At 51.0% G+C, this 21602-nt stretch carries 23 protein-coding genes and 2 tRNA genes; 16 read left to right on the plus strand and 9 right to left on the minus strand.

Translation table 11 applies throughout. The features are described from left to right. Positions 1-213: 213 nt before the first annotated feature. The gene (locus Q9291_RS12780; protein ID WP_306390479.1) at positions 214-1029 is read left to right on the plus strand and encodes a hypothetical protein; all 816 of its coding nucleotides are present in this window, start codon (positions 214-216) and stop codon (positions 1027-1029) included. Positions 1030-1115: 86 nt separating this feature from the next. Here Q9291_RS12780 and Q9291_RS12785 read toward each other — a convergent pair whose 3' ends face one another. The 7 genes from Q9291_RS12785 to Q9291_RS12815 are packed head-to-tail and all read right to left on the minus strand — an operon-like array spanning position 1116 to position 6696. Continuing rightward, the gene (locus Q9291_RS12785) at positions 1116-2390 is read right to left on the minus strand and encodes a dihydroorotase (RefSeq protein ID WP_306390480.1); all 1275 of its coding nucleotides are present in this window, start codon (positions 2388-2390) and stop codon (positions 1116-1118) included. Beyond that, positions 2387-3343 carry an aspartate carbamoyltransferase catalytic subunit gene (locus Q9291_RS12790; RefSeq protein WP_306390481.1) on the minus strand — a complete coding sequence of 319 codons (957 nt, stop codon included), beginning with the start codon at positions 3341-3343 and terminating at the stop codon, positions 2387-2389. The genes Q9291_RS12785 and Q9291_RS12790 overlap by 4 nt, the downstream gene beginning before the upstream one ends. After that, on the minus strand, positions 3336-3866 hold the full coding sequence (pyrR, locus tag Q9291_RS12795; RefSeq protein ID WP_306390482.1) for a bifunctional pyr operon transcriptional regulator/uracil phosphoribosyltransferase PyrR: 531 nt from the start codon (positions 3864-3866) through the stop codon (positions 3336-3338). The genes Q9291_RS12790 and pyrR overlap by 8 nt, the downstream gene beginning before the upstream one ends. A gap of 21 nt (positions 3867-3887) precedes the next feature. Then, entirely contained in the window at positions 3888-4355 is a 468-nt protein-coding gene (gene ruvX, locus Q9291_RS12800) for a Holliday junction resolvase RuvX (protein ID WP_306390483.1), read from the minus strand. A gap of 28 nt (positions 4356-4383) precedes the next feature. Further along, positions 4384-4989 carry a YqgE/AlgH family protein gene (locus Q9291_RS12805; protein WP_306390484.1) on the minus strand — a complete coding sequence of 202 codons (606 nt, stop codon included), beginning with the start codon at positions 4987-4989 and terminating at the stop codon, positions 4384-4386. Then, positions 4982-6103 carry a bifunctional 3,4-dihydroxy-2-butanone-4-phosphate synthase/GTP cyclohydrolase II gene (ribBA, locus tag Q9291_RS12810; RefSeq protein WP_306390485.1) on the minus strand — a complete coding sequence of 374 codons (1122 nt, stop codon included), beginning with the start codon at positions 6101-6103 and terminating at the stop codon, positions 4982-4984. Before ribBA ends, Q9291_RS12805 begins: the two co-directional genes overlap by 8 nt. Continuing rightward, positions 6100-6696 (minus strand): riboflavin synthase, encoded by a 597-nt coding sequence (locus tag Q9291_RS12815; RefSeq protein ID WP_306390486.1) that lies wholly within the window; start codon positions 6694-6696, stop codon positions 6100-6102. The genes ribBA and Q9291_RS12815 overlap by 4 nt, the downstream gene beginning before the upstream one ends. Before the next feature lie 82 nt (positions 6697-6778). On the opposite strand from Q9291_RS12815, the gene ypfJ reads away from it, so the two are divergent. The 4 genes from ypfJ to Q9291_RS12835 are packed head-to-tail and all read left to right on the plus strand — an operon-like array spanning position 6779 to position 10332. After that, positions 6779-7642, plus strand: a complete 864-nt coding sequence (gene ypfJ / locus Q9291_RS12820) for a KPN_02809 family neutral zinc metallopeptidase (RefSeq protein WP_306390487.1) — start codon at positions 6779-6781, stop codon at positions 7640-7642. Between the two features lie 33 nt (positions 7643-7675). Beyond that, entirely contained in the window at positions 7676-8284 is a 609-nt protein-coding gene (locus tag Q9291_RS12825; RefSeq protein WP_306390488.1) for an NUDIX domain-containing protein, read from the plus strand. A 2-nt stretch (positions 8285-8286) separates the two neighbouring features. After that, positions 8287-9144, plus strand: a complete 858-nt coding sequence (locus tag Q9291_RS12830) for an NAD-dependent epimerase/dehydratase family protein (RefSeq protein WP_306390489.1) — start codon at positions 8287-8289, stop codon at positions 9142-9144. A gap of 3 nt (positions 9145-9147) precedes the next feature. Then, entirely contained in the window at positions 9148-10332 is a 1185-nt protein-coding gene (locus Q9291_RS12835; protein ID WP_306390490.1) for a lytic murein transglycosylase, read from the plus strand. Positions 10333-10340: 8 nt separating this feature from the next. Here Q9291_RS12835 and Q9291_RS12840 read toward each other — a convergent pair whose 3' ends face one another. After that, complete coding sequence (locus tag Q9291_RS12840; RefSeq protein ID WP_306390491.1) at positions 10341-10994, minus strand: 2OG-Fe(II) oxygenase; 654 nt, start codon at positions 10992-10994, stop codon at positions 10341-10343. A 110-nt stretch (positions 10995-11104) separates the two neighbouring features. Here Q9291_RS12840 and Q9291_RS12845 point away from each other — a divergent pair. Next, positions 11105-11181: transfer RNA gene (locus Q9291_RS12845), tRNA-Val, on the plus strand. Between the two features lie 55 nt (positions 11182-11236). Here Q9291_RS12845 and Q9291_RS12850 read toward each other — a convergent pair. Beyond that, on the minus strand, positions 11237-11878 hold the full coding sequence (locus tag Q9291_RS12850; RefSeq protein ID WP_306390492.1) for an EF-hand domain-containing protein: 642 nt from the start codon (positions 11876-11878) through the stop codon (positions 11237-11239). A 281-nt stretch (positions 11879-12159) separates the two neighbouring features. On the opposite strand from Q9291_RS12850, the gene thrS reads away from it, so the two are divergent. From thrS to Q9291_RS12900, 10 genes are all read left to right on the plus strand, one after another. Then, entirely contained in the window at positions 12160-14082 is a 1923-nt protein-coding gene (gene thrS, locus Q9291_RS12855) for a threonine--tRNA ligase (RefSeq protein ID WP_306390493.1), read from the plus strand. 47 nt (positions 14083-14129) lie between these two features. Further along, positions 14130-14708 (plus strand): translation initiation factor IF-3, encoded by a 579-nt coding sequence (infC, locus tag Q9291_RS12860; protein WP_306390507.1) that lies wholly within the window; start codon positions 14130-14132, stop codon positions 14706-14708. 113 nt (positions 14709-14821) lie between these two features. Continuing rightward, a complete protein-coding gene (gene rpmI / locus Q9291_RS12865; protein WP_019881750.1) occupies positions 14822-15019 on the plus strand; it encodes a 50S ribosomal protein L35 in 198 nt (65 codons plus the stop codon). Between the two features lie 10 nt (positions 15020-15029). Then, positions 15030-15389 (plus strand): 50S ribosomal protein L20, encoded by a 360-nt coding sequence (rplT, locus tag Q9291_RS12870; RefSeq protein WP_306390496.1) that lies wholly within the window; start codon positions 15030-15032, stop codon positions 15387-15389. Between the two features lie 79 nt (positions 15390-15468). Then, complete coding sequence (pheS, locus tag Q9291_RS12875) at positions 15469-16470, plus strand: phenylalanine--tRNA ligase subunit alpha (protein WP_306390497.1); 1002 nt, start codon at positions 15469-15471, stop codon at positions 16468-16470. Positions 16471-16510: 40 nt separating this feature from the next. After that, complete coding sequence (pheT, locus tag Q9291_RS12880) at positions 16511-18859, plus strand: phenylalanine--tRNA ligase subunit beta (protein ID WP_306390498.1); 2349 nt, start codon at positions 16511-16513, stop codon at positions 18857-18859. Between the two features lie 57 nt (positions 18860-18916). Continuing rightward, the gene (locus Q9291_RS12885; RefSeq protein WP_306390499.1) at positions 18917-19234 is read left to right on the plus strand and encodes an integration host factor subunit alpha; all 318 of its coding nucleotides are present in this window, start codon (positions 18917-18919) and stop codon (positions 19232-19234) included. A 10-nt stretch (positions 19235-19244) separates the two neighbouring features. Continuing rightward, a complete protein-coding gene (locus Q9291_RS12890) occupies positions 19245-19670 on the plus strand; it encodes a MerR family transcriptional regulator (protein ID WP_306390500.1) in 426 nt (141 codons plus the stop codon). A gap of 108 nt (positions 19671-19778) precedes the next feature. Continuing rightward, a tRNA-Pro gene (locus Q9291_RS12895) sits at positions 19779-19855 on the plus strand. A gap of 171 nt (positions 19856-20026) precedes the next feature. Beyond that, a complete protein-coding gene (locus Q9291_RS12900) occupies positions 20027-20995 on the plus strand; it encodes a helix-turn-helix transcriptional regulator (RefSeq protein ID WP_306390502.1) in 969 nt (322 codons plus the stop codon). The last annotated feature ends 607 nt before the right edge of the window (positions 20996-21602 follow it).

Below are 21602 nucleotides of genomic sequence, written 5' to 3' on the forward strand. Positions count from 1 at the left end.
TGCGTGGGTTCTTCGGGTACGTTTCATTGCTTTCTTTCTCTGCTTTCTGCCGCCTATCGGCTGCAAGGTTAAGCAAGAATATCACTTAAAACACTGTCCAGTTTTCCGGGTCCACCTCTCTACAAATTCACGCTTAAATTGCGCGACCTGGAGCAAAACATCATTGAGTGGCAAGAAGAAAAAGATATACGAAAAACGGCTAAGAGGTAAGCGATGAAAATAAATATCACGATTTCGTTATTGGGTGTTGCCTCGCTCCTGTTTGCTACGGTGGCTTTCAGCATGGACAGTGAGCCCAAGCGACCCAAAATCGCAGTTTCAAATCTGGCGTACCAACAAGAGGTGAAGGATTATTTCTTTGAAAACCAAACGGACCTCAGAACCAACACGCACAATCGAAAAAAATCAACCATTTTCCGCAAATCCGCGGAGTATAAAAATAAGCTTGAATTCTCTTCAAAGTCGAAACAAACCATCGTCTCCAGGACGGAGTTTAGAGAGCTCAAACAGTTTGTCGCAGATATCAAAGGAGCGTTAATCAAGGCTGGCAGCTTCGAGGTTGTAGAATCCAGGCCATATACCTCAAATAATGAAAAAATTTATGACGTGATAGAACGCATTAAAATGAAAAATTTTAAAGGAGCAGACTATGTGTTGTTTGGTATGCTTAATACAGTGCAAGCCGGAGAAAACTCGGTGGAAATCGAACATACTACGACCAATAGTCATCAGCATTTCGTGAGTTTGCAAGCGGACTTTTCGTTGATTGAAGTCAGGACCTTAAAGGTCATTGCTGCATTTTCATCTTTAGGCAATGCCCAACAGACGATACTATCTGATAAGGAAAAGAATGATGTTGTGCTGGTGAACACTGCAAGATTAATGACTGAGCTTTCAAAGGATCTTGCAGCGGATGTTATCAAACAAGTCAATCAGCAGTTGTTAGCAAATGTTGAATCAGAGGGTGACTCTGATTCAACTTCAAGAGGCAAACCCAGCAAAAATAGTGAAGTGACGGTTTATTATTAAATGCATGTTTTAGCTATCATATTTTGTGGCTCAACATGCGTTGCCTTCGTTCAGCCTTAATGTTCTGATGAGTGCGTCGCTAAAGTTTACAGCTGGTATACCAAATTTCCTTGGGTCAGTGTTGCCACTACTTTGCCTGTCAGTGCGTGGTTTACAAAAGGGGTGTTCTTCCCCTGACTTTTCAAAACACGCCCATCCACCCGCCACTCCACTTCAGGGTTATAAATGACCACATCCGCCACGGCGCCTGATTGCAGGCTGCCCGCTGCCACGCCCAGAATATTGGCCGGATTGTGGGTAATTTTGCGCATGGCTTCTATCAATGGCAGTTTTGCTTGCACTGCCCATTTCAGTGTCAATGGCAATAGCAGTTCCAGTGCAGAGGCCCCAGCGTGAGATTCGGCAAAGGGTAGCAGTTTGGCATCATCATCGACTGGCGTGTGGTCGGAACAAATGGCATCCAGTGTGCCATCCAGCAAGCCGCTTCTTAACGCTTCACGGTCACGCTGGGTACGTAATGGTGGTTTCAAGTGCACCTGGCTGTCAAAGAAGCCAATGTCCATTTCGGTGAGGTGCAGGTGTTGAATCGTGGTGTCCGCGGTAATTGCCATGCCTTGCTGTTTGGCCAGGCGGATTAGCGCTACGGATTCGGCAGTGGATATGCGGGCGACATGCAGCTTTGCGCCAGTCGCTTGCGCTACCCGTATCATGGTTTGCAGTGCAATGCTTTCTGCCGCCGCCGGAATGCCTTTGAGGCCCAGCCGGGAGGCGACTTCGCCGTCGTGCGCGACGCCATTTTTTGCCAGATAGGGGTCTTCAGGCCGCATGAAGAGGGTATAGCCAAAGCTCGCTGCATACTCAAACGCGCGCCATAATACCTGGGTATCGACAATGGCCGCATCTGCCTGCGAAAAACCGACACAACCTGCTTCTGTCAAAGCAAACATTTCAGTCAGTAACTGGCCCTGCAACTGGCGGGTGACTGCGCCTAGCGGATAAACGTGGGCCAGTGCCTGTGATTTGGCACGGTGCTTGAGCATTTCTACCAGCCCTGGCTCATCAAGCACAGGGTCGGTGTCTGGCGGGCAAGCGAGGCTGGTCACCCCGCCTGCCATCGCGGCATGCAGTTCACTGGATAGCGTGGCCTTGTACTCGCTGCCGGGTTCACGCAAGCGGGCGCACAAGTCAACCAGCCCCGGTAATATCCATTTGCCTGTGGCATCGATGGTCTGGTCTGCCTGGAATCCGGCTGGTGCTTGACCGATTGCAGCAATTTTGCCATCGGTTACGTAGAGGTCAGCTACCCGGTCTATCTGTTGGCTGGCATCAATGATGCGCCCTTGTTGAATTAATATGTTCATGCTGCATTACCTCCTGCCAGAATCGCCATGACTGCCATGCGCACGGCAATGCCATATGTCACTTGCGGCAAGATGACAGACTGTTTGCCATCGGCCACTGCCGAGTCAATTTCGACGCCGCGATTCATTGGTCCAGGGTGCATAACGATGGCATCTGGTTTGGCCAGTGCCAGTCGTTCAGGTGTTAAACCGAAAGTCTGGAAGAATTCCTGGGTACTGGGCAGCAGTGCACCGGCCATACGTTCGTTTTGCAAACGTAGCATCATCACCACATCCACATCTTTTAATCCCTGCGCCATATCGTGGTACACCTGTACCCCAAGCTTTTCAACGTCGGTAGGTAGCAAGGTGCGGGGTGCAATCACCCGAATTTCAGGTACGCCCAGTGTGGTCAGTGCATGAATCTCACTGCGGGCGACGCGGGAGTGCAGCACATCGCCGACAATGGCAACACGCAGATTGTGCATCTCGGGTTTGTATTTGCGGATGGTGAATACATCCAGCAGGCCTTGTGTCGGATGCGCGTGGCGTCCATCACCGGCATTAATCACGCTGATGTGCGGCGGCACGTGCTGGGCAATAAAATGTGCTGCACCACTTTGCTGGTGGCGCACTACAAACATATCGGCATGCATTGCAATCAGGTTGTTGACGGTGTCCAGAATGGTCTCGCCCTTGGATTGCGAGGACGTACTCACATTCAGGTTAAGCACATCTGCTGACAGGCGTTTGGCGGCGATTTCAAAGGTGGTGCGGGTGCGGGTGCTGTTTTCAAAGAAAATATTGCACACGGTTTTGCCGCGCAACAGCGGCACTTTTTTGACTTCACGCTCAGCCACGCCGACAAAGCTTTCTGCAGTGTCCAGAATGTCGATGAGCAGGCGTTTTGGAAGGCCTTCGATACTGAGCAGGTGCTGCAACTGGCCTTGTGCATTGAGTTGCGGGTTATACATCGCCTGAGACTCCATTGGTTACATCGGTCACGCTCAGGTGCAGACGCCCTTGCGTGTTCATGGAAAGTTCGAATGACTGCTGGGCGGCCAGCGGCAGGTCTGCCCCGGTCATGTCCGGCCTGACAGGTAACTGGGCGCCGCCGCGGTTAATCAGTACTGCCAGTTGTATGCTGGCCGGGCGTCCATAATCAAATAGCTCGTTCATCACGGCGCGTGTGGTGCGACCAGTGTAAAAAATATCGTCGATCAGAATAATATGCTTGCCATTCACGTCAAATGGAATGTAGGCAGGGAGCGATTTTGTTTTGAGGCCGCGCTGGGCATAATCATCACGATACATGGCGGCATCAAGTTTGCCAAAAGCGAGTTCATGGCCCAACGCTGCCTGCAGTTTTGGCAGCAATTTTTCCATCAGCCAGACGCCGCCGGTATAAATACCGACCAGTACGGTGTTTTCATCGATGGCAGGTAATAGTTGTTGATACAAGTTTTCTAGCAGTTGCTCGGGATCTGGTAATTTCATAGGGATCATTTGCGTTATTTTTCAGGCGTTTGGCCATGCATCGAAAAAGGATTGTAATATAGTTTGTGCTGCGACCTGGTCCAAATGTTGTTTTTGTGAGCGTCCGCGTATGCCCGCTTGAGCCAGGCTTTGTGCAGCTTCCGCAGAAGTCAGGCGTTCATCTATCATGGCCACCGGCAATTGAAAGCGGCCTTCCAGGCGCTGGGCAAATTTTTGTGCCAGTGCGGTCATGGCATGCGCTTCACCTTCGAGTGACATCGGCAATCCCACGACAAGCAATGCGGGCTGCCATTCTTTAATTACTTCGCCAATGCGCGCAAATTTGGTTGCATTGTCTTCTGCAATGATGGTTTGTAGTGGGTGCGCCAATTTAAGCAATGTGTCGCCAATGGCAATGCCGATTCGCTTTTCTCCATAGTCAAAGGCCAGAATCGTGCCGCTGATGCCCGTATACTGTCTTTGTGTCACTGGCAAATGGCTTTGTGACATGGCCAAATTCCCTATGCTCGATGTTTTATCAGGCATGGCCTGCCACTTCGGATAAGGTTGCGAAATCTACACCTAGCTGTTGCATGGCCCAAGCCAGTTTGTCATCACTGGCAATCTTGAAAACGAGTTTGTGTAACTGGCTACGGTCTGCAAGCAGCAAATTTAGCCAGGCATTCTCCTGGATTTCATTTTCGAGTTGTCCTGCCGTCCAGCCTGCATATCCAAGCGCAATGAACATTTCATGTGGCGCTGTATCTTGAGAAGCCGCTTCCAGAATGTCTTTGGAGGAGGTTAGCGCCAAGCCTTCCGACAAGTCTAATGTGGTATTAAATTCGGTGGCTGGGCTGTGTAGTACAAAGCCACGCTCGACTTGCACCGGGCCACCAAAATAGACGGGACGCTGTTCTTGATGCGGAATATCGCAGCTTAATTGCAGTTGTTCAAACAAATCTCCTGCATTCAGGTCGAGCGGATGGTTGAGAATAATCCCCATGGCACCATCTTCGTCATGGTTACAGATTAACACCACACTTTTACGAAAGTAGGGGTCTTGCATGGCAGGCATAGCGATTAAAATTTGGCCGGTAAGGTTGAATCGCGGTGTGTCCATGGAGGCTGCCGTCTGATCACTCATGGGATGTTCGCTCCGTGCAGTTTTCTGCGGATAAGTAACCGCTGATTTCCAGGCCAAAGCCATCCATACTCGGCATTTTGCGTGGGGTGGCCATCAGGCGCATTTTTTTGACGCCGAGATCTAGCAGGATTTGCGAGCCTATGCCGTAATTACGCAACTCTTGATTAAGCACAAGCCTTTGATCCGCCCGCAGAATGCGGTCAGTCAGGCCCAAGCCGTCTTCGTCATGGTTAATCAGCACCATCACGCCGCAAGGGGATGCGTTAATGACGCGCATGGCCTGTAACAGGTTCCAGCTGTGTGACTGGTGACTACTATCGAGCAGGTCTATCATCGACAGGGGTTCATGTACACGCACCAGCGTTTCGTCTGCGGTGCGGGGGTCTCCTTTGACCAGTACCAGATGTGTTTCCTGCGCGATATGGTCGCGGTAGGCAATCAGGTGCATGGGGCCATAAGCGGTTTCAATGCTGCGTTCTGCGCTTCGTTCAATCAGGGTTTCATGCGCAGCACGGTAATGGATCAGGTCCGCAATTGTGCCAATTTTGATGTCGTGTTCGGCGGCTACCTGCATCAGGTCTGGCAGCCTGGCCATTTCGCCATCATCCTTGAGGATTTCGCAAATGACACTGGCCGGTTCGCAGCCTGCCAGTTGCGCCAGGTCGCAGCCTGCCTCGGTGTGGCCTGCGCGCACCAGTACGCCACCATTCATGGCGGCCAGCGGAAAAATATGGCCAGGGCTGACAATACTGCTGGCATTGGCCTGTTTGGCAACTGCGGCCTGTATGGTAGTGGCGCGGTCAGCCGCTGAAATGCCGGTGGTCACGCCTTGTGCTGCCTCAATAGAAACGGTGAAGTTGGTGCCCAGCCGGGTGCCGTTTTTTTGCACCATGGGCGGCAGGTTGAGCTGGCGGCAACGCTGCTCGGTCAAGGTCAGGCAAATCAGGCCGCGACCGTACTTTGCCATAAAGTTGATATGTTCGGCCGTGACAAATTCGGCAGCAATGACAAAGTCACCTTCATTTTCACGATTTTCATCGTCGACCAGAATCACCATCTTACCGGCACGGATGTCGGCAATAATCGCTTCGATCGGGCTAATTTGTGTGGTCACGTTTCCTGCTCCCAAGCCTGCATGCGTTCTACATAGCGGGCAATTAAATCGATTTCCAGGTTGACCTGATCACCAGCCTGCATCTGCTGCATGCTGGTGTGTTGCATGGTGTGTGGAATCAGGTTGATGCTGACTTCGTCATTGCCAATTGCATTGACGGTCAGGCTGATGCCATTGACGCACAGCGAGCCTTTTTTGGCGATGTATTTGCTGATGGCATGCGGTGTGCTGATAGTCAGCAGCCAGCACTCGCCAACCGGCGAGAGGGTGGTGATTTTGCCCACGCCATCCACGTGGCCGGTCACCAGGTGCCCGCCCAGCCGGTCTGACAGTCGCATGGCTTTTTCCAGATTGACTGCCGACAGGCTGCCCAGTCCGGTGGTGACCTCCAGTGTCGCCTTGGAAACGATGACCTGAAAACTATGCGCATCAAATGCGGTGACTGTCAGGCATACACCATTGACTGCAATGCTGTCTCCCAGTTGTACGTCCTGCATATCGAGTTCAGCAGTCGCGATGGTGAGTGCATAGTCTTCACCTTTGGCGGTGATGTCGGTAATGCGGCCGACAGCTTGAATGATTCCGGTAAACATAGTGTGATTTTATCAGTGCCGCATGCTAAAGTAATCACATCATTCAAACATTTTTGCAGGATAGTCAGCGGAGCGTGTGCACATGCGATTGGATGACCTCGAAGAAAGTCAGCATATTGAAGACCGGCGTGGTGGCAGTGCGTTGGGTGGACGCAGCATTGGTCTGGGCACCATTGCGATTGCGCTGGTCGCCATGTACTTTGGGGTTGACCCCAACCTGATACTCAATGTCGTGCAGCAAGTGCAGCCGCCTGCCGTTGAGCAACCTGCCAGCAACACTGCCGGACAAGACCCTGCTACAAAAGACCCCAAAGTACAGTTTGTTTCTAAAGTCCTGTGGAGTACCGAGCAGGTCTGGCAGGACATTTTCACCCGTGGCGGACAAGTATACGTAGCACCCAGGCTCGAGATTTTTACCGAGGCCACTCAAACGGCCTGTGGTCAGGGTCAGGCGGCGATGGGCCCCTTTTACTGCCCCGCAGATCAGAAGGTATATATCGACCTGCACTTTTATCAGGAGCTGCAGTCACGCTTCAAGGCGCCGGGTGATTTTTCCCAGGCCTATGTCATCGCGCATGAGGTCGGTCACCATGTGCAAAATCTGCTAGGCACTTCGGAGAAAGTGCAGCAAGCCAGACAGCAGGCCCGCTCGGAAGCCAAAGCCAATGCTTATTCAGTGAGACTGGAGTTGCAGGCAGATTGTTATGCTGGCGTATGGGCGCACCATGCGGATCAGGCGTTTCGCATTCTCGAAACCGGTGATGTTGAAGAGGCGTTACGTGCAGCCACTGCGATTGGTGATGATGCTTTGCAAAAACAGGCGCAGGGTTATGTAGTGCCAGACAGCTTTACCCATGGGACGTCTGAACAGCGCGTGCACTGGTTTCAGCAGGGCCTGCATACAGGGGATGTGAACGCATGCAACACGTTTAAAGGCGCAGTTTAATAAAGAATCGATTCAGTTGTTTGGAAAATCAGTATGTCCACGCTACAAAACAAGCCATTAGATATTCAGTCGTTAAACGATCCGCATTTAACCGAGACCACGCTTTCCAGCGAAATCATGGCGCAAGGAAAAATGCTGACAGTGCGGTATGACCAAGCCTTGCTACCGAATGGCACCACCAGTGGTCGGGAGTACGTGATCCATCCAGGGGCGGTGGTGGTCATTGCCTTAACCAGCCAATGCGAGGTGGTGCTGGAAAGGCAATTCCGTTACCCGCTCAAGCAGGTATTTATCGAGTTGCCTGCAGGCAAGATTGACGCCGGTGAACCTGTGTTGACCACCGGGCAGCGTGAGTTGCTGGAAGAGACCGGCTACACCGCAAGTGAATGGATCAAGCTGGGGATTCAGCATCCATGTATCGGCTATTCCAATGAGGTGATCCATATTTATCTGGCGCTCGGCTTGCAATTGGGCGCGCATCAGCGCGACATTGATGAAGCGATGGATGTGTTTTGCTGGCCGTTTGCGCACGTCATGCAAGCCATCGAGGCAGGAGAAATTACAGACAGCAAAACCATGTCTGCCATGTTGCTGGCAGAGCGTTATTTGCGAAAACATCCGCAGCCGGGGATGCTGGTTTAAATATGCAGGTATTGCAAATTGGGTGCGGTGCACTCGGTAGCCTCATTGCGCAGGCAACACTGACACGCGGGCATGCATTGACGATTGCCCGACGCTCGGATAAACCAGTGCCCAAGGGGGCGCAATCGCTGCGAGTCGATGTTGTCAGTGGTAACGGTCTCTCTGCATTGGGTACATTACAGCCTGATCTCTTGCTGTATTGTCTGGCCCCGGTCAGCAGTGGTGCGCAGGCTTATCGCGAAACCTATTATCAGGGTTTGCAGCAGGTGCTTGCGCACGTTCAGTCTGCCGGGTTGAAACAGGTGTTTTTTATTTCCAGCACCCGCGTCTATGGTGCGCAGGCTGGCGAGTGGGTGGATGATGACACATCCGTTGTGCCTGCCGATGCAGGCGGTCAGGCGCTGCTGGATGCCGAGCGCTTGCTGGATGCCTTGCCCTGTGGCAACACCGCTTTGCGTATTTCCGGCATTTACGGCCCTGATCGGCGTTATCTGGTGCGGATGGCACAGCAGCCCCAAAGCTGGCCGCAGCAGTCGCACTGGACCAACCGCATGCATGAGCAGGATGTAGTGGGCGCACTGATGCATTTCTATGATGCCGTCGCAGAAGGGCAATCTCTGCATTCGCATTATATTTTGAGCGATAATAGCCCTGTACTGCAGCACGAGGTGTTGCAATGGATAGCTACCCAGATGGGCTGGCCGCAGCCGGAGACGCCGCTCTCACAGCCCGTGACTGGCAAGCGCTTGCGAAATCTGCGTTTGCAGGCCAGTGGCTATGTGTTGCAATTTCCAGATTATCTCGCCGGTTATACGCCGATATTAAATGCACTTAAATCACAACAAAGGGATATTGAATAAAGTATGTGGAAACAGTGTTTATCAGGGCTTGTGTTGCTCGCCATCGGCAATGTGTTTGCCGGAGATGAAGAGGGATTTCGCACCTGGGTGGCTGCTTTTAAGCAAGAGGCCTTGAGCCAGCAGTTGTCACCGCAGGCAGTAGATGCAACACTGAATCAGGTGGCCTATTTGCCCAGTGTGATTGAACTGGACCGCAAGCAGCCAGAATTTGTCACCAGTTTTTCAACTTACGTGAATCGTCGCATCAGCCCGAACGTGGTGGCGCGAGGCAAGCGAATGATGCAGGACTATGGGGGTGTGCTTTACGTGGTGGAAGAACTGTATCAGGTGCCTCAGCAGGTGCTGGTCGCTTTCTGGGGCTTGGAAACCAATTACGGAGGCTATTTGGGTAACTTTGCCCTGCCGTCGGCACTGGCGACGCTGGCTTACGAAGGCCGTCGTGCCGAGTTTTTCAAGCGTGAGCTGTTGAATCTGACCCGTGTGGTAGAGCGTGAGCAGTTGTATGATCAGCCGGTTAGCGGCTCCTGGGCAGGCGCTACCGGACATATGCAGTTTATGCCGTCAACTTTGCTCAAGTATGGAGTGGATGCTGATCAGGATGGCAAAATCGATATCTGGTCTTCCTATCCGGATATATTCAGCTCAGCCGCCAATTACCTTTCACAGGCAGGATGGCAGCCCGGTGCGCCAATCAGTGTCATGGTCGCCTTGCCGCCCCTGTTTGATTACAGCCTGGCGCAGTTAACTTTAAAGAAATCGGTGGCCGATTGGGTCAAGCTTGGCGTGGCTGGTGTCCCAGACAGTGCCCTATTGTTATCCAGTGCAGCGATTGTATTGCCACAAGGATATGACGGGCCCGCCTACATGGTGTTTCCGAACTTTGATGTGATTATGCAATGGAATCGCTCAATTAACTATGCATTGAGCGTGAGTTTGTTAAGCCAGCAGCTGGCACAGGCGGAATATGACCTGTTTATGCCGCCAGAGCCGCCTGCCCTCAGCCATCAGCAGATGTGGGTCTTGCAAGAGGCATTGAACGCACAAGGATTTGATTGTGGGCCGCCAGACGGGTTTCCCGGGGCCAAAACGCAAGCCGCCATCCGCCGTTATCAAGCCAGTAAGGCGTTGCCCCAAGATGGGTATGCGGGTGCTGCGTTATATGCACGATTGACCAGCAGTGCGCAGTAAGCCGCTTTTTAGCGCGTTTTAAACCAGCCGGTGACGCTGAGCCGGTCCTGGCTTGCTGGTAACACCTGGTGCCAGAAGCGGGCAGATAAAAACAGCACCAGACGACCTCCCAGTGGCGCAATATCCAGATGGCGCGCCTCTTGCGCGGGGAGGGCCTCATGCGTATCCAGATATAAGCGCAGGGCACCTCCGGCAGCCTCAGGCCAGTTTTGATTGAGGTAGATAATCGCAGTCAAGGTTCTGGCGCCAGGCGCCGCTGCTACCCTGTGCTGTATGAACTGGTCTATATGGGTGCTGTAGCCCGTCCCCGGTGGGTAAATGGCGAAGTGGGTCTCGTAACTGTCCAGTCCAAGCATCAGCGCGCGGTTGATCTGCTGTTGCAAGTCTGCCATCAGCGCAAAATACTGCTGGAGCGCCGGGTGCGTATCTTCAGGTTCCAGCCAGTCAATCTGGTCGCCACGCAAATTGGCGTTGGTCGTCGCGGACTTGCCTGTGCCAGCCTGGCGCGTTAATCCTGCATGGCGGCGCGCTTGAGCCAGTGCATGTAGCTCTGCGACTATTGGTTCTGCTAAGAACTGGTCAATCACACAGTAGTGATGCTCAGACAACTGATCGATGATCGTGGTTAAAAGGGTTGGGCTTGTAAGGTCAGGCGTGCGCATGCAACTATTATAGCGGTATGTGCGCAGATGGCATTGCCTAGCCCGGCGCTTTCGGATAGAATGCGCAACCTTATTGATGTACACAAGCAAGTGCTCTGTACGTCAACACTAGTCGCGTAGCTCAGCTGGTTAGAGCACCACCTTGACATGGTGGGGGTCGATGGTTCGAGTCCATTCGCGACTACCATATGTCACACAAAAAGCCACCTTGATATGGGTGGCTTTTTGTATTTTTGTACCACTCAGGCGGCGGTGCTCAGGCTGCTGCTTGAGGTGTCGCCATCCAGGCCATAGCTTTTAATTAACTTGGCAATCTGCTCAAGTGCCTTGCTGCTGGTACTCTGGGTGCTAGTGGCACTGCTTACGCTGGTGCTGTCACCATTCTGGCTTTGTTGGTAGGCCATGGCTTCATCACGGGTGACTTTGCCATCGCCATCCGTGTCTGCTGCGTCAAAATTGCTGGAAACCGTATTCAGCAATTCTTTAAGTGAACTGTCATCGGTGTTGGAGGCTACTTCCTGCATCTGATCTTTGGTCAATCCTTCGTCTTCCTCTTGTCCACCCGGCGGTGGAGGAGGAGGCATGCCGCCTTGTCCTCCTGGCGGTGGTGGGGGCATACCTTGTGTGCTACTTGCCTGATTGCTGGCGCTTTGCAGCTGGTTGAACAGGTTTTCTATGCCCTTTGAAAGCTCACTTTTGGTGATTTTGCTGTCACCGTCACTGTCCAGGCTGCTCACCAGGCTGGATACGCCCTGGTCAGTGTCGTTGTTGAAAGCTTTGCTGAGTGTGCTGGCGTCAATATATCCCGTGTTATTGGTATCCAGTTTGCTGAATATATTACTGGTGATCTGATTGCTGATGTTGCTTAAGCTGATTGTGCTCATCTTCAAGCCTCCTTGTGTGAATGGCCTGCTTTGAAAGTTGCCATGGTATGACTGTTAACGACCACTCCAACAGGGGTTGAAGTCTGTTTTTGTATCGGTATGTATCGCTTTGTATCAGCAAGCGTGCTGATGACACGCTGTGTTAAATCATGGATTTTTTGCACACTACAGGTATTTGCATTGCGGAGGTTTCGTGCGCTGTGCGATAATCCGCGTTTTATCATCTCACAGTGCCATGTGCTTGTTTTGATGGTGGATTCAATGCTTGAAGAGAGGAAGTCATGCCTGTAATACGCTTGCCTGATGGGTCAACCAGAAGTTTTGAAAACGCGGTGACCGTGGCTGAAGTTGCGATGAATATTGGTGCTGGGCTGGCAAAAGCCGCACTGGCAGGCAAAGTCACCTATACGGGGCAGGAGGCCAGGCTGGTCGATACCAGTCATTTGATCGCACAGGATGTAGATCTGGCCATCATTACAGACAAAAACGAAGAAGGTCTGGAGATTATCCGTCACTCGACAGCCCATTTGCTGGCCTATGCGGTGAAAGAGCTGTTCCCTGACGCGCAGGTCACCATCGGCCCGGTGATTGATAACGGCTTTTATTACGACTTCAGCTACAAGCGCCCTTTCACGCCCGAAGATCTGCAGGCGATTGAAAAGAAGATGGCTGAACTGGCTAAAAAAGACGAAAAAGTCGAGCGCAAGGTGTTGCCGCGCGACGAAGCCGTGGCCTACTTCAAGGGCATTAACGAGCATTACAAGGCGGAAATTATCGCCAGCATTCCAAGCAATGAGGATGTGTCTTTATATAGTGAAGGCAATTTCACCGACTTGTGTCGCGGCCCGCACGTTCCTAACACCGGAAAGCTCAAGGCGTTTAAGTTGATGAAGCTGGCTGGCGCCTACTGGCGTGGTGATAGCAATAACGAAATGCTCCAACGGGTGTATGGGACTGCCTGGCGCAATAAGGAAGAGCTTGAGGCGTACCTGCACATGCTGGAAGAGGCCGAGAAGCGCGACCACCGCAAGTTGGGCAAGCAGCTCGATTTCTACCACATGCAAGACGATGCGCCGGGTATGGTGTTCTGGCACCCGCGTGGCTGGGTGATCTGGCAAGAGGTTGAGCAGTATATGCGTGCCAAATTCAAAGAGTACGATTATCAGGAAGTGCGAACACCAACGATTTTGGATAAGAGTCTGTGGGAGAAATCAGGCCACTGGCAAAACTACCGTGACAATATGTTTGTGACCCAGTCAGAAAGCCGGGATTACGCAGTCAAACCGATGAATTGTCCGGGCCATATCCAGATTTTTAATAGCAGCTTGCATAGTTACCGTGACTTGCCACTGCGGCTGGCAGAGTTTGGTTCCTGCCATCGTAACGAACCTTCTGGTTCCCTGCATGGGTTGATGCGCGTGCGCGGATTTACCCAGGATGATGCCCATATTTTCTGTATGGAGTCTCAGGTGGAAGCCGAGGTGGCAGATTTCATCAAGATGCTGTACGAAGTATATAAAGATTTTGGCTTTGATGATGTGATCGTTAAATTGTCTACCCGTCCGGAAAAGCGTGTTGGCACTGAAGAAGCCTGGGACATGGCCGAAGCAGCCTTGGCTAATGCGATCAGGGCCAATGCCCTCGAGTTTGAATATCAACCGGGTGAAGGGGCTTTTTATGGTCCGAAAATTGAGTTTACACTCAAGGATTCGTTGGGTCGGATGTGGCAATGCGGCACCATTCAGCTAGACCCGAACTTGCCTGAACGATTAGGCGCTGAATACGTGGCTGAGGATAACTCTCGCCAGCGGCCTATCATGTTGCACCGGGCAATTGTCGGATCTATGGAGCGTTTCCTGGGGATATTGATTGAAAACTTTGCTGGCGCCATGCCGGCCTGGTTGGCGCCGGTGCAGGTCATGGTGCTGAATATTTCTGAGGGTCAAGCCGATTATGTGCGCCAAGTAATTGAAAATTTAAAGAAAAATGGCATTCGATGCGATTTTGACTTGAGAAATGAGAAAATTACCTATAAAATACGCGAGCATAGTTTGCAGAAGTTGCCATACCTGATTGTGGTCGGCGACAAAGAAATGCAAAATGGTCAAGTGGCCGTACGTACCAGAAAAGGTGAAGATCTGGGTGTCATGACAGTCGATGCGTTTATTGCGCGACTGCAGCAAGATATCCATCTCAAAGTCTAGTGCCTTTGGTAGCCGTGCGGCTTTGTTTATTTGTTTAGGGGATTGTTATAGCTCAGGATAAAGATACACGTATTAATGGTGACATTACAGCGCCACAAGTACGTTTAGTTGGTATTGACGGCGAGCCGTTGGGGATTATGAGTCTGAAAGAGGCTTTTGCTAAAGCCGAAGAAGCAGACATTGATATTGTTGAAATCGCACCAAATGCAGCACCTCCTGTGTGCCGTTTGATGGATTATGGCAAATTCAAATATGCCGAGAGCAAGCGTCAACACGAACAGAAACTGAAGCAAAAACAGGTGCAAATTAAAGAGGTCAAATTCAGACCTGGCACCGATGATGGCGATTACAACATCAAATTACGTAACATCATCCGCTTTCTGGGTGATGGTGACAAAGCAAAGATTACATTGCGGTTCCGTGGACGCGAAATTACGCACCAGGAGTTTGGCCTGGCTCTGTTAAAGCGTTTGGAAGCGGACTTGTCAGAGCATGCCTTGGTGGAGCAGTATCCAAAAATGGAAGGTCGCCAAATGGTGATGGTGCTGGCACCCGCCAAAAAAGCAGTGCCAGTCGCTAAGAAATCCGATAAGCCGGATGATAAAGCGGTTGCAGACACAGAGTAAGTGTTGTATCGAAGATATAAAGCAATAAAGTTTAAGCATTAAAAGTTTTTTTGGAGTAATACGGCTAAATTGGCTGCCTAGTTACTCTCTATTCAACCTCTAAGGAGAAAAAAATGCCAAAGATGAAAACAAAGAGCAGCGCCAAAAAGCGCTTCAAGTTCTTGGGTAACGGTAAAGTGAAGCGTACACACTCTCACTTGCGCCACATTTTGACCAAGAAAACCACCAAGCAAAAACGTAAGCTGCGCGGTACTTCCATTATTTCTGCAACTGATGTCAAACGCGTTCGCGCAATGATGCCAACACAATAAGGAGACCGACATGCCTAGAGTAAAACGTGGCGTCATCGCACGCGCAAGACATAAAAAAGTTTTAAAAGCCGCCAAAGGTTATCGTGGTCGTCGCAAGAACGTTTACCGCGTTGCCAAACAAGCTGTGATGAAGGCCGGTCAATATGCTTACCGTGACCGTCGTCAGAAAAAACGTCAATTCCGTACATTGTGGATCGCTCGTATTAACGCGGCAGCCCGCGAAGCTGGTTTGACATACAGCCGTTTCATGAACGGCCTGAAGAAAGCTGCGGTTGAAGTTGACCGTAAAGTGTTGGCTGATTTGGCAGTGTTTGATAAAGCTGCTTTTGCAAAATTCGTAGAATTGGCAAAAACAGGTTTAGGCGCCTAATCTGACCTAGCAAAAAAAGAGGCTGCGGCCTCTTTTTTTATTTCATCCCAAGCAATAAAACAAAGCAAGAAAAATTATCATGGCCGATCTCAATCACCTCATTGCCGAAGCGCAACAAGACTTTGCTGCTTGCAACGATGTTCCTGCATTAGAAAATGCAAAAGCAAAATACCTGGGAAAAACAGGCAGCCTGACCGATGCTCTGAAAAGTCTGGGCAAATTATCTGCTGAGGAAAGGCCTGCTGCAGGTGCCGCGATCAATGTGGTGAAGCAGGCGGTAGAGCAGGCGCTGAACGCCCGTCGTGACAGTATTCTGGCTGCCGAGCAGGCTAAACAGCTGGCCAGTGAAACCATTGATATCACCTTGCCTGGGCGGTCGCAGTCTGTGGGTGGCTTGCACCCGGTCACGCTGACCTTGCGCCGGGTGGAAGAACTGTTTCACTCGATTGGTTTTAGTGTCGCAGATGGACCCGAAATTGAAACGGATTTTTATAATTTTACCGCTTTGAATATTCCGGATAATCACCCGGCGCGCGCCATGCATGATACGTTTTATGTGGAGTGCGGCAATGATAGTATGGAGCATGTGTTGCGTACGCATACGTCGCCGGTGCAAGTGCATTACATGCAGGACAACACCCCGCCACTGAAGATTATTGCGCCAGGCCGCGTTTATCGCGTGGACTCCGATGCCACGCATTCTCCGATGTTTCATCAGGTCGAAGGCTTGTGGGTCGATGAGCAGATCAGTTTTGCCAATTTAAAAGGCGTAGTACAAGACTTCCTGCAAAAATTCTTTGAGCGTGATGATTTGACCGTGCGTTTTCGTCCTTCATTCTTTCCGTTTACCGAACCTTCTGCCGAAATGGATATGAGTTGGAATGGTGGCTGGCTGGAAATTGGCGGGTGTGGCATGGTGCACCCTGAGGTGCTCAAGCACGTCAATATCGATAGCGAAAAATACCGTGGTTTTGCATTCGGTCTAGGCGTCGAGCGTCTGGCCATGTTGCGCTACGGCGTCAATGACTTGCGTCATTTCTTTAATAATGATTTGCGCTTTTTACAGCAATTCATCAAATAATCCCGCGTCAATACTATATTAATTAATAGGCACAGAGCATATGCAGTTTTCAGAACAATGGTTACGTTCAATGGTGAATCCGGATTTGGATACCGCGCAGTTGGGGCACGCCCTGACCATGGCAGGGCTGGAAGTTGAAGAATTGACTGCGGTCGCACCTGCTTTTGAACGTATTGTCGTGGCCGAGATCCTCGAAGCTGCCAAACATCCCGATGCTGATCGCCTGCAAGTATGCAAGGTCAATGTAGGTGGCGAAGTGCTGCAAATTGTCTGTGGTGCCCCCAACGCCCGCGCTGGCCTGAAAGCGCCATGCGCATTAGTCGGTGCAGAATTGCCCGGTATCAGTATCAAGCAGGCCAAGGTGCGTGGCGTCGAGTCATTTGGCATGATGTGTTCATCCAAAGAGTTGGGGCTAGCGACTGAGGCAAATGGTATTTTGGAGTTGCCGGCAGATGCACCTGTGGGACAGGATATTCGTGAATATCTGGCTTTAAATGACCATACCTATACGCTCAAACTGACGCCTAACCGTGCTGATTGTCTGAGTATTCTGGGCATTGCGCGTGATGTGGTTGCCATGACCGGTGCACCATTTAATGCACCAGAAATCGTTACAGCTGCCGTGACCGACACACAGTCTAAAGCCGTCAAAGTGGCTGCCCCCGCCGCCTGTCCGGCTTATTATGGCCGTGTGATTGCGGGTGTGAATGCGCAGGCCGTTACCCCCGACTGGATGTTGCGTCGCCTCGAACGTAGTGGCATCCGCAGCATCAGTGCCCTGGTGGATATCACCAACTATGTGTTGCTGGAATTCGGGCAGCCCATGCATGCGTTTGACCTTAACCTGTTGCAAGGCGATATTCAGGTACGTTTTGCCACCGCAGGCGAAAAGCTGGCCCTGCTGAATGACACCGAAATCACGCTTAAAGCAGATGATCTTGTGATTGCGGATAACCAAGGCCCAGTCGCTTTGGCCGGCATTATGGGGGGTAAAGCCAGTTCTGTGACCAATGCCACGCAATCCATTTTCCTCGAAAGTGCCTTTTTCACCCCGGATGTGATGGCGGGTAAAGCGCGCCGTTTGGGCTTGAGTACGGATTCCTCCTATCGATTTGAGCGGGGTGTGGATTTTGGCAACACGCTGAATGCGCTTGAGCGCGCCACTGCGCTGGTGCTGGAGATTTGTGGTGGTCAGCCTGGTGCGGTGACTGCAATGGTTGGTCAGTTGCCTGTGCGTCAAGAAGTCACTTTACGTCATGCGCGTCTGGTGTCTGTGCTGGGTATCGACGTGAGCATTGCACAAGTTGGCCAACTATTTACGCAGCTAGGATTTGCCTACAGAGAAAATAATGGTGTATTTACAGTCAGTGCACCAAGCTTCCGTTTTGATATTGCGCGTGAAGAAGACCTGATTGAAGAAATTGCCCGCCTGCATGGCTACGAGCATATTCCTGCCATCACACCGGTTGCGGCACAAGGTATGCTGGCAGCGCAGGAGTCACAGCGCAGCAAACACTGGTTGCGTGATGCCATGGTGCAAAACGGCTATCAGGAAGTGGTCACTTACAGTTTTGTCGATGCTGCCTGGGAACGTGATTTATATGGTAACCAGGCGCCGATCGCGCTTAAAAACCCAATTGCCAGCAACCTGAGCGTCATGCGCTCCGGCTTGTGGGGCGGCTTGCTCGATGCGCTGGATTACAACCTCAAGCGTCAGCAAACACGCGCTATGCTGTTTGAAGTCGGTAGCCGTTATGTGCGCACCGCACAAGGCTTTGCTGAAACAGCAACCTTGTCAGGGCTGTGCTACGGCAGTGTGTTGCCAGAACAGTGGTCATCCGCTACACGTGCATTTGATTTTTATGATGCAAAAGCCCATGTCGAAGCCTTGTTTGCGGCTTCAGTGCGATTTGTGGTCGAACAGCATCCAGCCTTGCACCCGGGTCAGTCGGCGCGTATTTACGCTGGCGCACAGGCTGTGGGCTGGTTGGGAAAACTGCATCCGCAGTGGCAGCAACAGTACGGCCTGACGCAGGCCTGTTACCTGTTTGAGCTGGATGTGTCGGCCTTAAGCCATACCAAAGTGCCCGCATACAGCGAGGTCAGCAAGTTCTTGCCGGTACGTCGCGATCTGGCCATGGTGGTTGATCAAAACGTCTCCGCGCAAGCGATGATTGATACCGTCATGCAAGCCAAAATTGCCAATCTGCAACAGGTCAAATTGTTTGATGTTTATCAAGGAAAAGGTGTGGCGGAAAACAAAAAAAGCCTTGCATTTCTGGTACTTATGCAAGATACTTGCAAGACCATGGTGGATGAGGAAGTCGATGCAATCATTGCACAACTCCTCGAAATCTGGTCAGCGCAATACGCTGCCACCATGCGGTAATCCACCTCCAAGATACAGTCATCGTACGGAAATAATAAGAAGTTCAGGGGAATTTGAATGACACTCACAAAAGCTGACTTGGCTGATTTGTTATTTGAACAAGTCGGGCTAAACAAGCGCGAAGCCAAAGATATGGTTGAAGCCTTTTTTGAAGAAGTACGCAATGCGCTGGAGCAAGGCGATAGCGTAAAACTGTCCGGTTTCGGCAACTTTGAATTGCGCACCAAATCCGAGCGCCCCGGACGCAACCCGAAAACCGGTGAAGAAATTCCTATTTCTGCCCGCCGCGTGGTCACTTTCCACGCCAGCCAAAAATTGAAAACACGGGTTGAAGAGCATTACGCCGAACAACCGATGCAGGTTGCACAAGCCTAACTGAACACGCATGGTCGAAACGCAAAAAGTCATTTTACCGCCCATCCCTGCCAAACGTTATTTCACCATTGGTGAAGTCAGCGAGTTGTGCGGGGTCAAGCCGCATGTGCTGCGCTACTGGGAGCAAGAATTCACCCAACTGAAACCCGTCAAACGCCGTGGCAATCGCCGCTACTACCAACACCATGAAGTCCTGCTGATCCGTAAAATCCGTGAGCTCCTGTACGAACAAGGCTTCACCATCAGTGGTGCGCGTAACCGTCTTGATGGCGTTGATGAAAAAGCAGAAAAAGCTGCCGCAATCGAAGCGCACAACACAATGACGGCTGCAGCAGAGGTGCTTGCCAATGCCTCACAAAAAATGTCAGCCATCGATGTATCTGCCTTGCGTGAACAATTACAGCAAGTCATACAACTGCTTAAAGTCGCCGTTTAAATAAGGCTTTAATAGCGAATAAAAACCGCATATTGCGCTTAGCGAATATGCGGTTTTGCTTTATAATGCAGCCTTCTTTTCAAACGGGTCTCCGTTTGAGTCCAACGTCGGGGCGTAGCGCAGCCTGGTAGCGCACTTGCATGGGGTGCAAGGGGTCGAGTGTTCGAATCACTCCGTCCCGACCAATCAAACAGTTTTTCTCTCGAATTTCGACTTTCTTCACTCATTAGAACGTAGCCAATTCGTAACTAGGACCCCTTTCACTTTACTGTCGATGCTTTGCGAGCACTTTTAGCGCTTAACCGCCATGTCATTTATCCTGCTATAGTATTTGTAAAAAAATATTGGGGTAATTTGTGGATCGTCGAATAAAAATTGAACAGGCGCATGCCTATTTCAAGGCACGCCGTTATCCCAGCAGCAAGTCAGACATTCTTAAGCACTTGCAATGCTCAGTGCCGACTTTCAAACGTATTATCAAAACCTTGCGTGAAGAGCATGGTGCGCCGCTTATCTATCAGCGCGAATCCAATGGCTACCTCTACACTAACGCCAAGTTTGAACTAGATGCCCCCGGTTTCTGGCTCAACCCGCACACCCTGCTCGCTTTGCTTGGCATGCAAAAATTACTGGTGCAACTGCGGCTGGATTTTCTCAATCAGCCGCTCAGTCTGCTCGGCAAGCAAATAGAGCAGTGCCTGCGAAAGCATCACTTCAACCCGCAGCATCTGGATCGCATCCGTATTTTGCCCATCAACGCCCGCATCCACGACCCCAACCAGTTTCAGCAAATCACCGCCGCCGTGTTGCAACGGCAATGCCTGACAATCACCTACTATGCACGCGGCAAAGATGAAACCACCCGCCGTACCGTGTCACCGCAACGTCTGGCGCACTACAAAGATAACTGGTATCTGGACGCCTGGTGCCATCTGCGGCAAGAAATGCGCATATTTGCACTGGATGGTCTGCGCGAGGTCGTGCCGGATAACAGCCCATGTATAGACATCGATCAGCCTACCCTCGACGCCCTGCTTGCCTCTGGCTACGGCATTTTTTCCGGTAACGCCAAGCATACCGCCGTACTCAGATTTAGTGCCCGCCGCGCCCGCTGGGTAGCTACCGAACAATGGCACCCCCAACAAATCTCCACCTGGCTGGACGATGGCCGCTATCAGCTACACATCCCGTATGCCGATGCGCGTGAACTGCTGATGGATATCCAACGTCACCTGCCCGAAGTTGAAATCGTTGCGCCGCCCGCGTTAAAACAGGCACTGGTAGCACATTTGCAACAAGCCATCGCAATACACCAAACCACTTAAAAATAATTCGCACAGGCTCAGTTTTTGAGCCTGTCGTAGTGAATGATGAAAGAGCTAAAAGGGTGCTTTAAAAAATCAAATTGCTAAGCCAGACAAGGCACGATATAAAAAATTTAGACGCCGCATATATTCGATATGTCAGGAGAAATTTTTGATGAGCAACGCAGTATCGCAACGGAATTTAAATTTTTAGAGGTGCCCTAAAAAGGGAGGAACCCCATGTCCAGACGTACATTCTTTAAAAACTTGCTTTTGGCAGGTGTCACCATTGCGCTACCCGCGCAGTGCGTATCGAGTTTCAAGGCCATAAACTGGGCTACCTGCCAAGGTTGGATAACGCTACTATTTCACAATTGATGGATAGGGCCGAGAACCTGCAAGCATATATCAGCGGTTTAAAAACGAGTGATGACCCGTGGCAGCGTGTGGAGGTGGAAGTTAGATGGTTGGTTTAGATTTTTAAAAAGGCACCAGTGTTTAGCTGGTGCCTAGTTGCCTATGTAAAAATTAACCTTACTAATGTTTCAATCCACTCTTTCAAAAGAAAGATAATTAATTATAACCTTACTAATGAACTTGATAAATTAATTTTTTAGGAATATATTTC

The organism is Methylophilus aquaticus, assembly GCF_030769565.1.
GTDB classification, from domain to species: Bacteria; Pseudomonadota; Gammaproteobacteria; order Burkholderiales; family Methylophilaceae; genus Methylophilus; species Methylophilus aquaticus.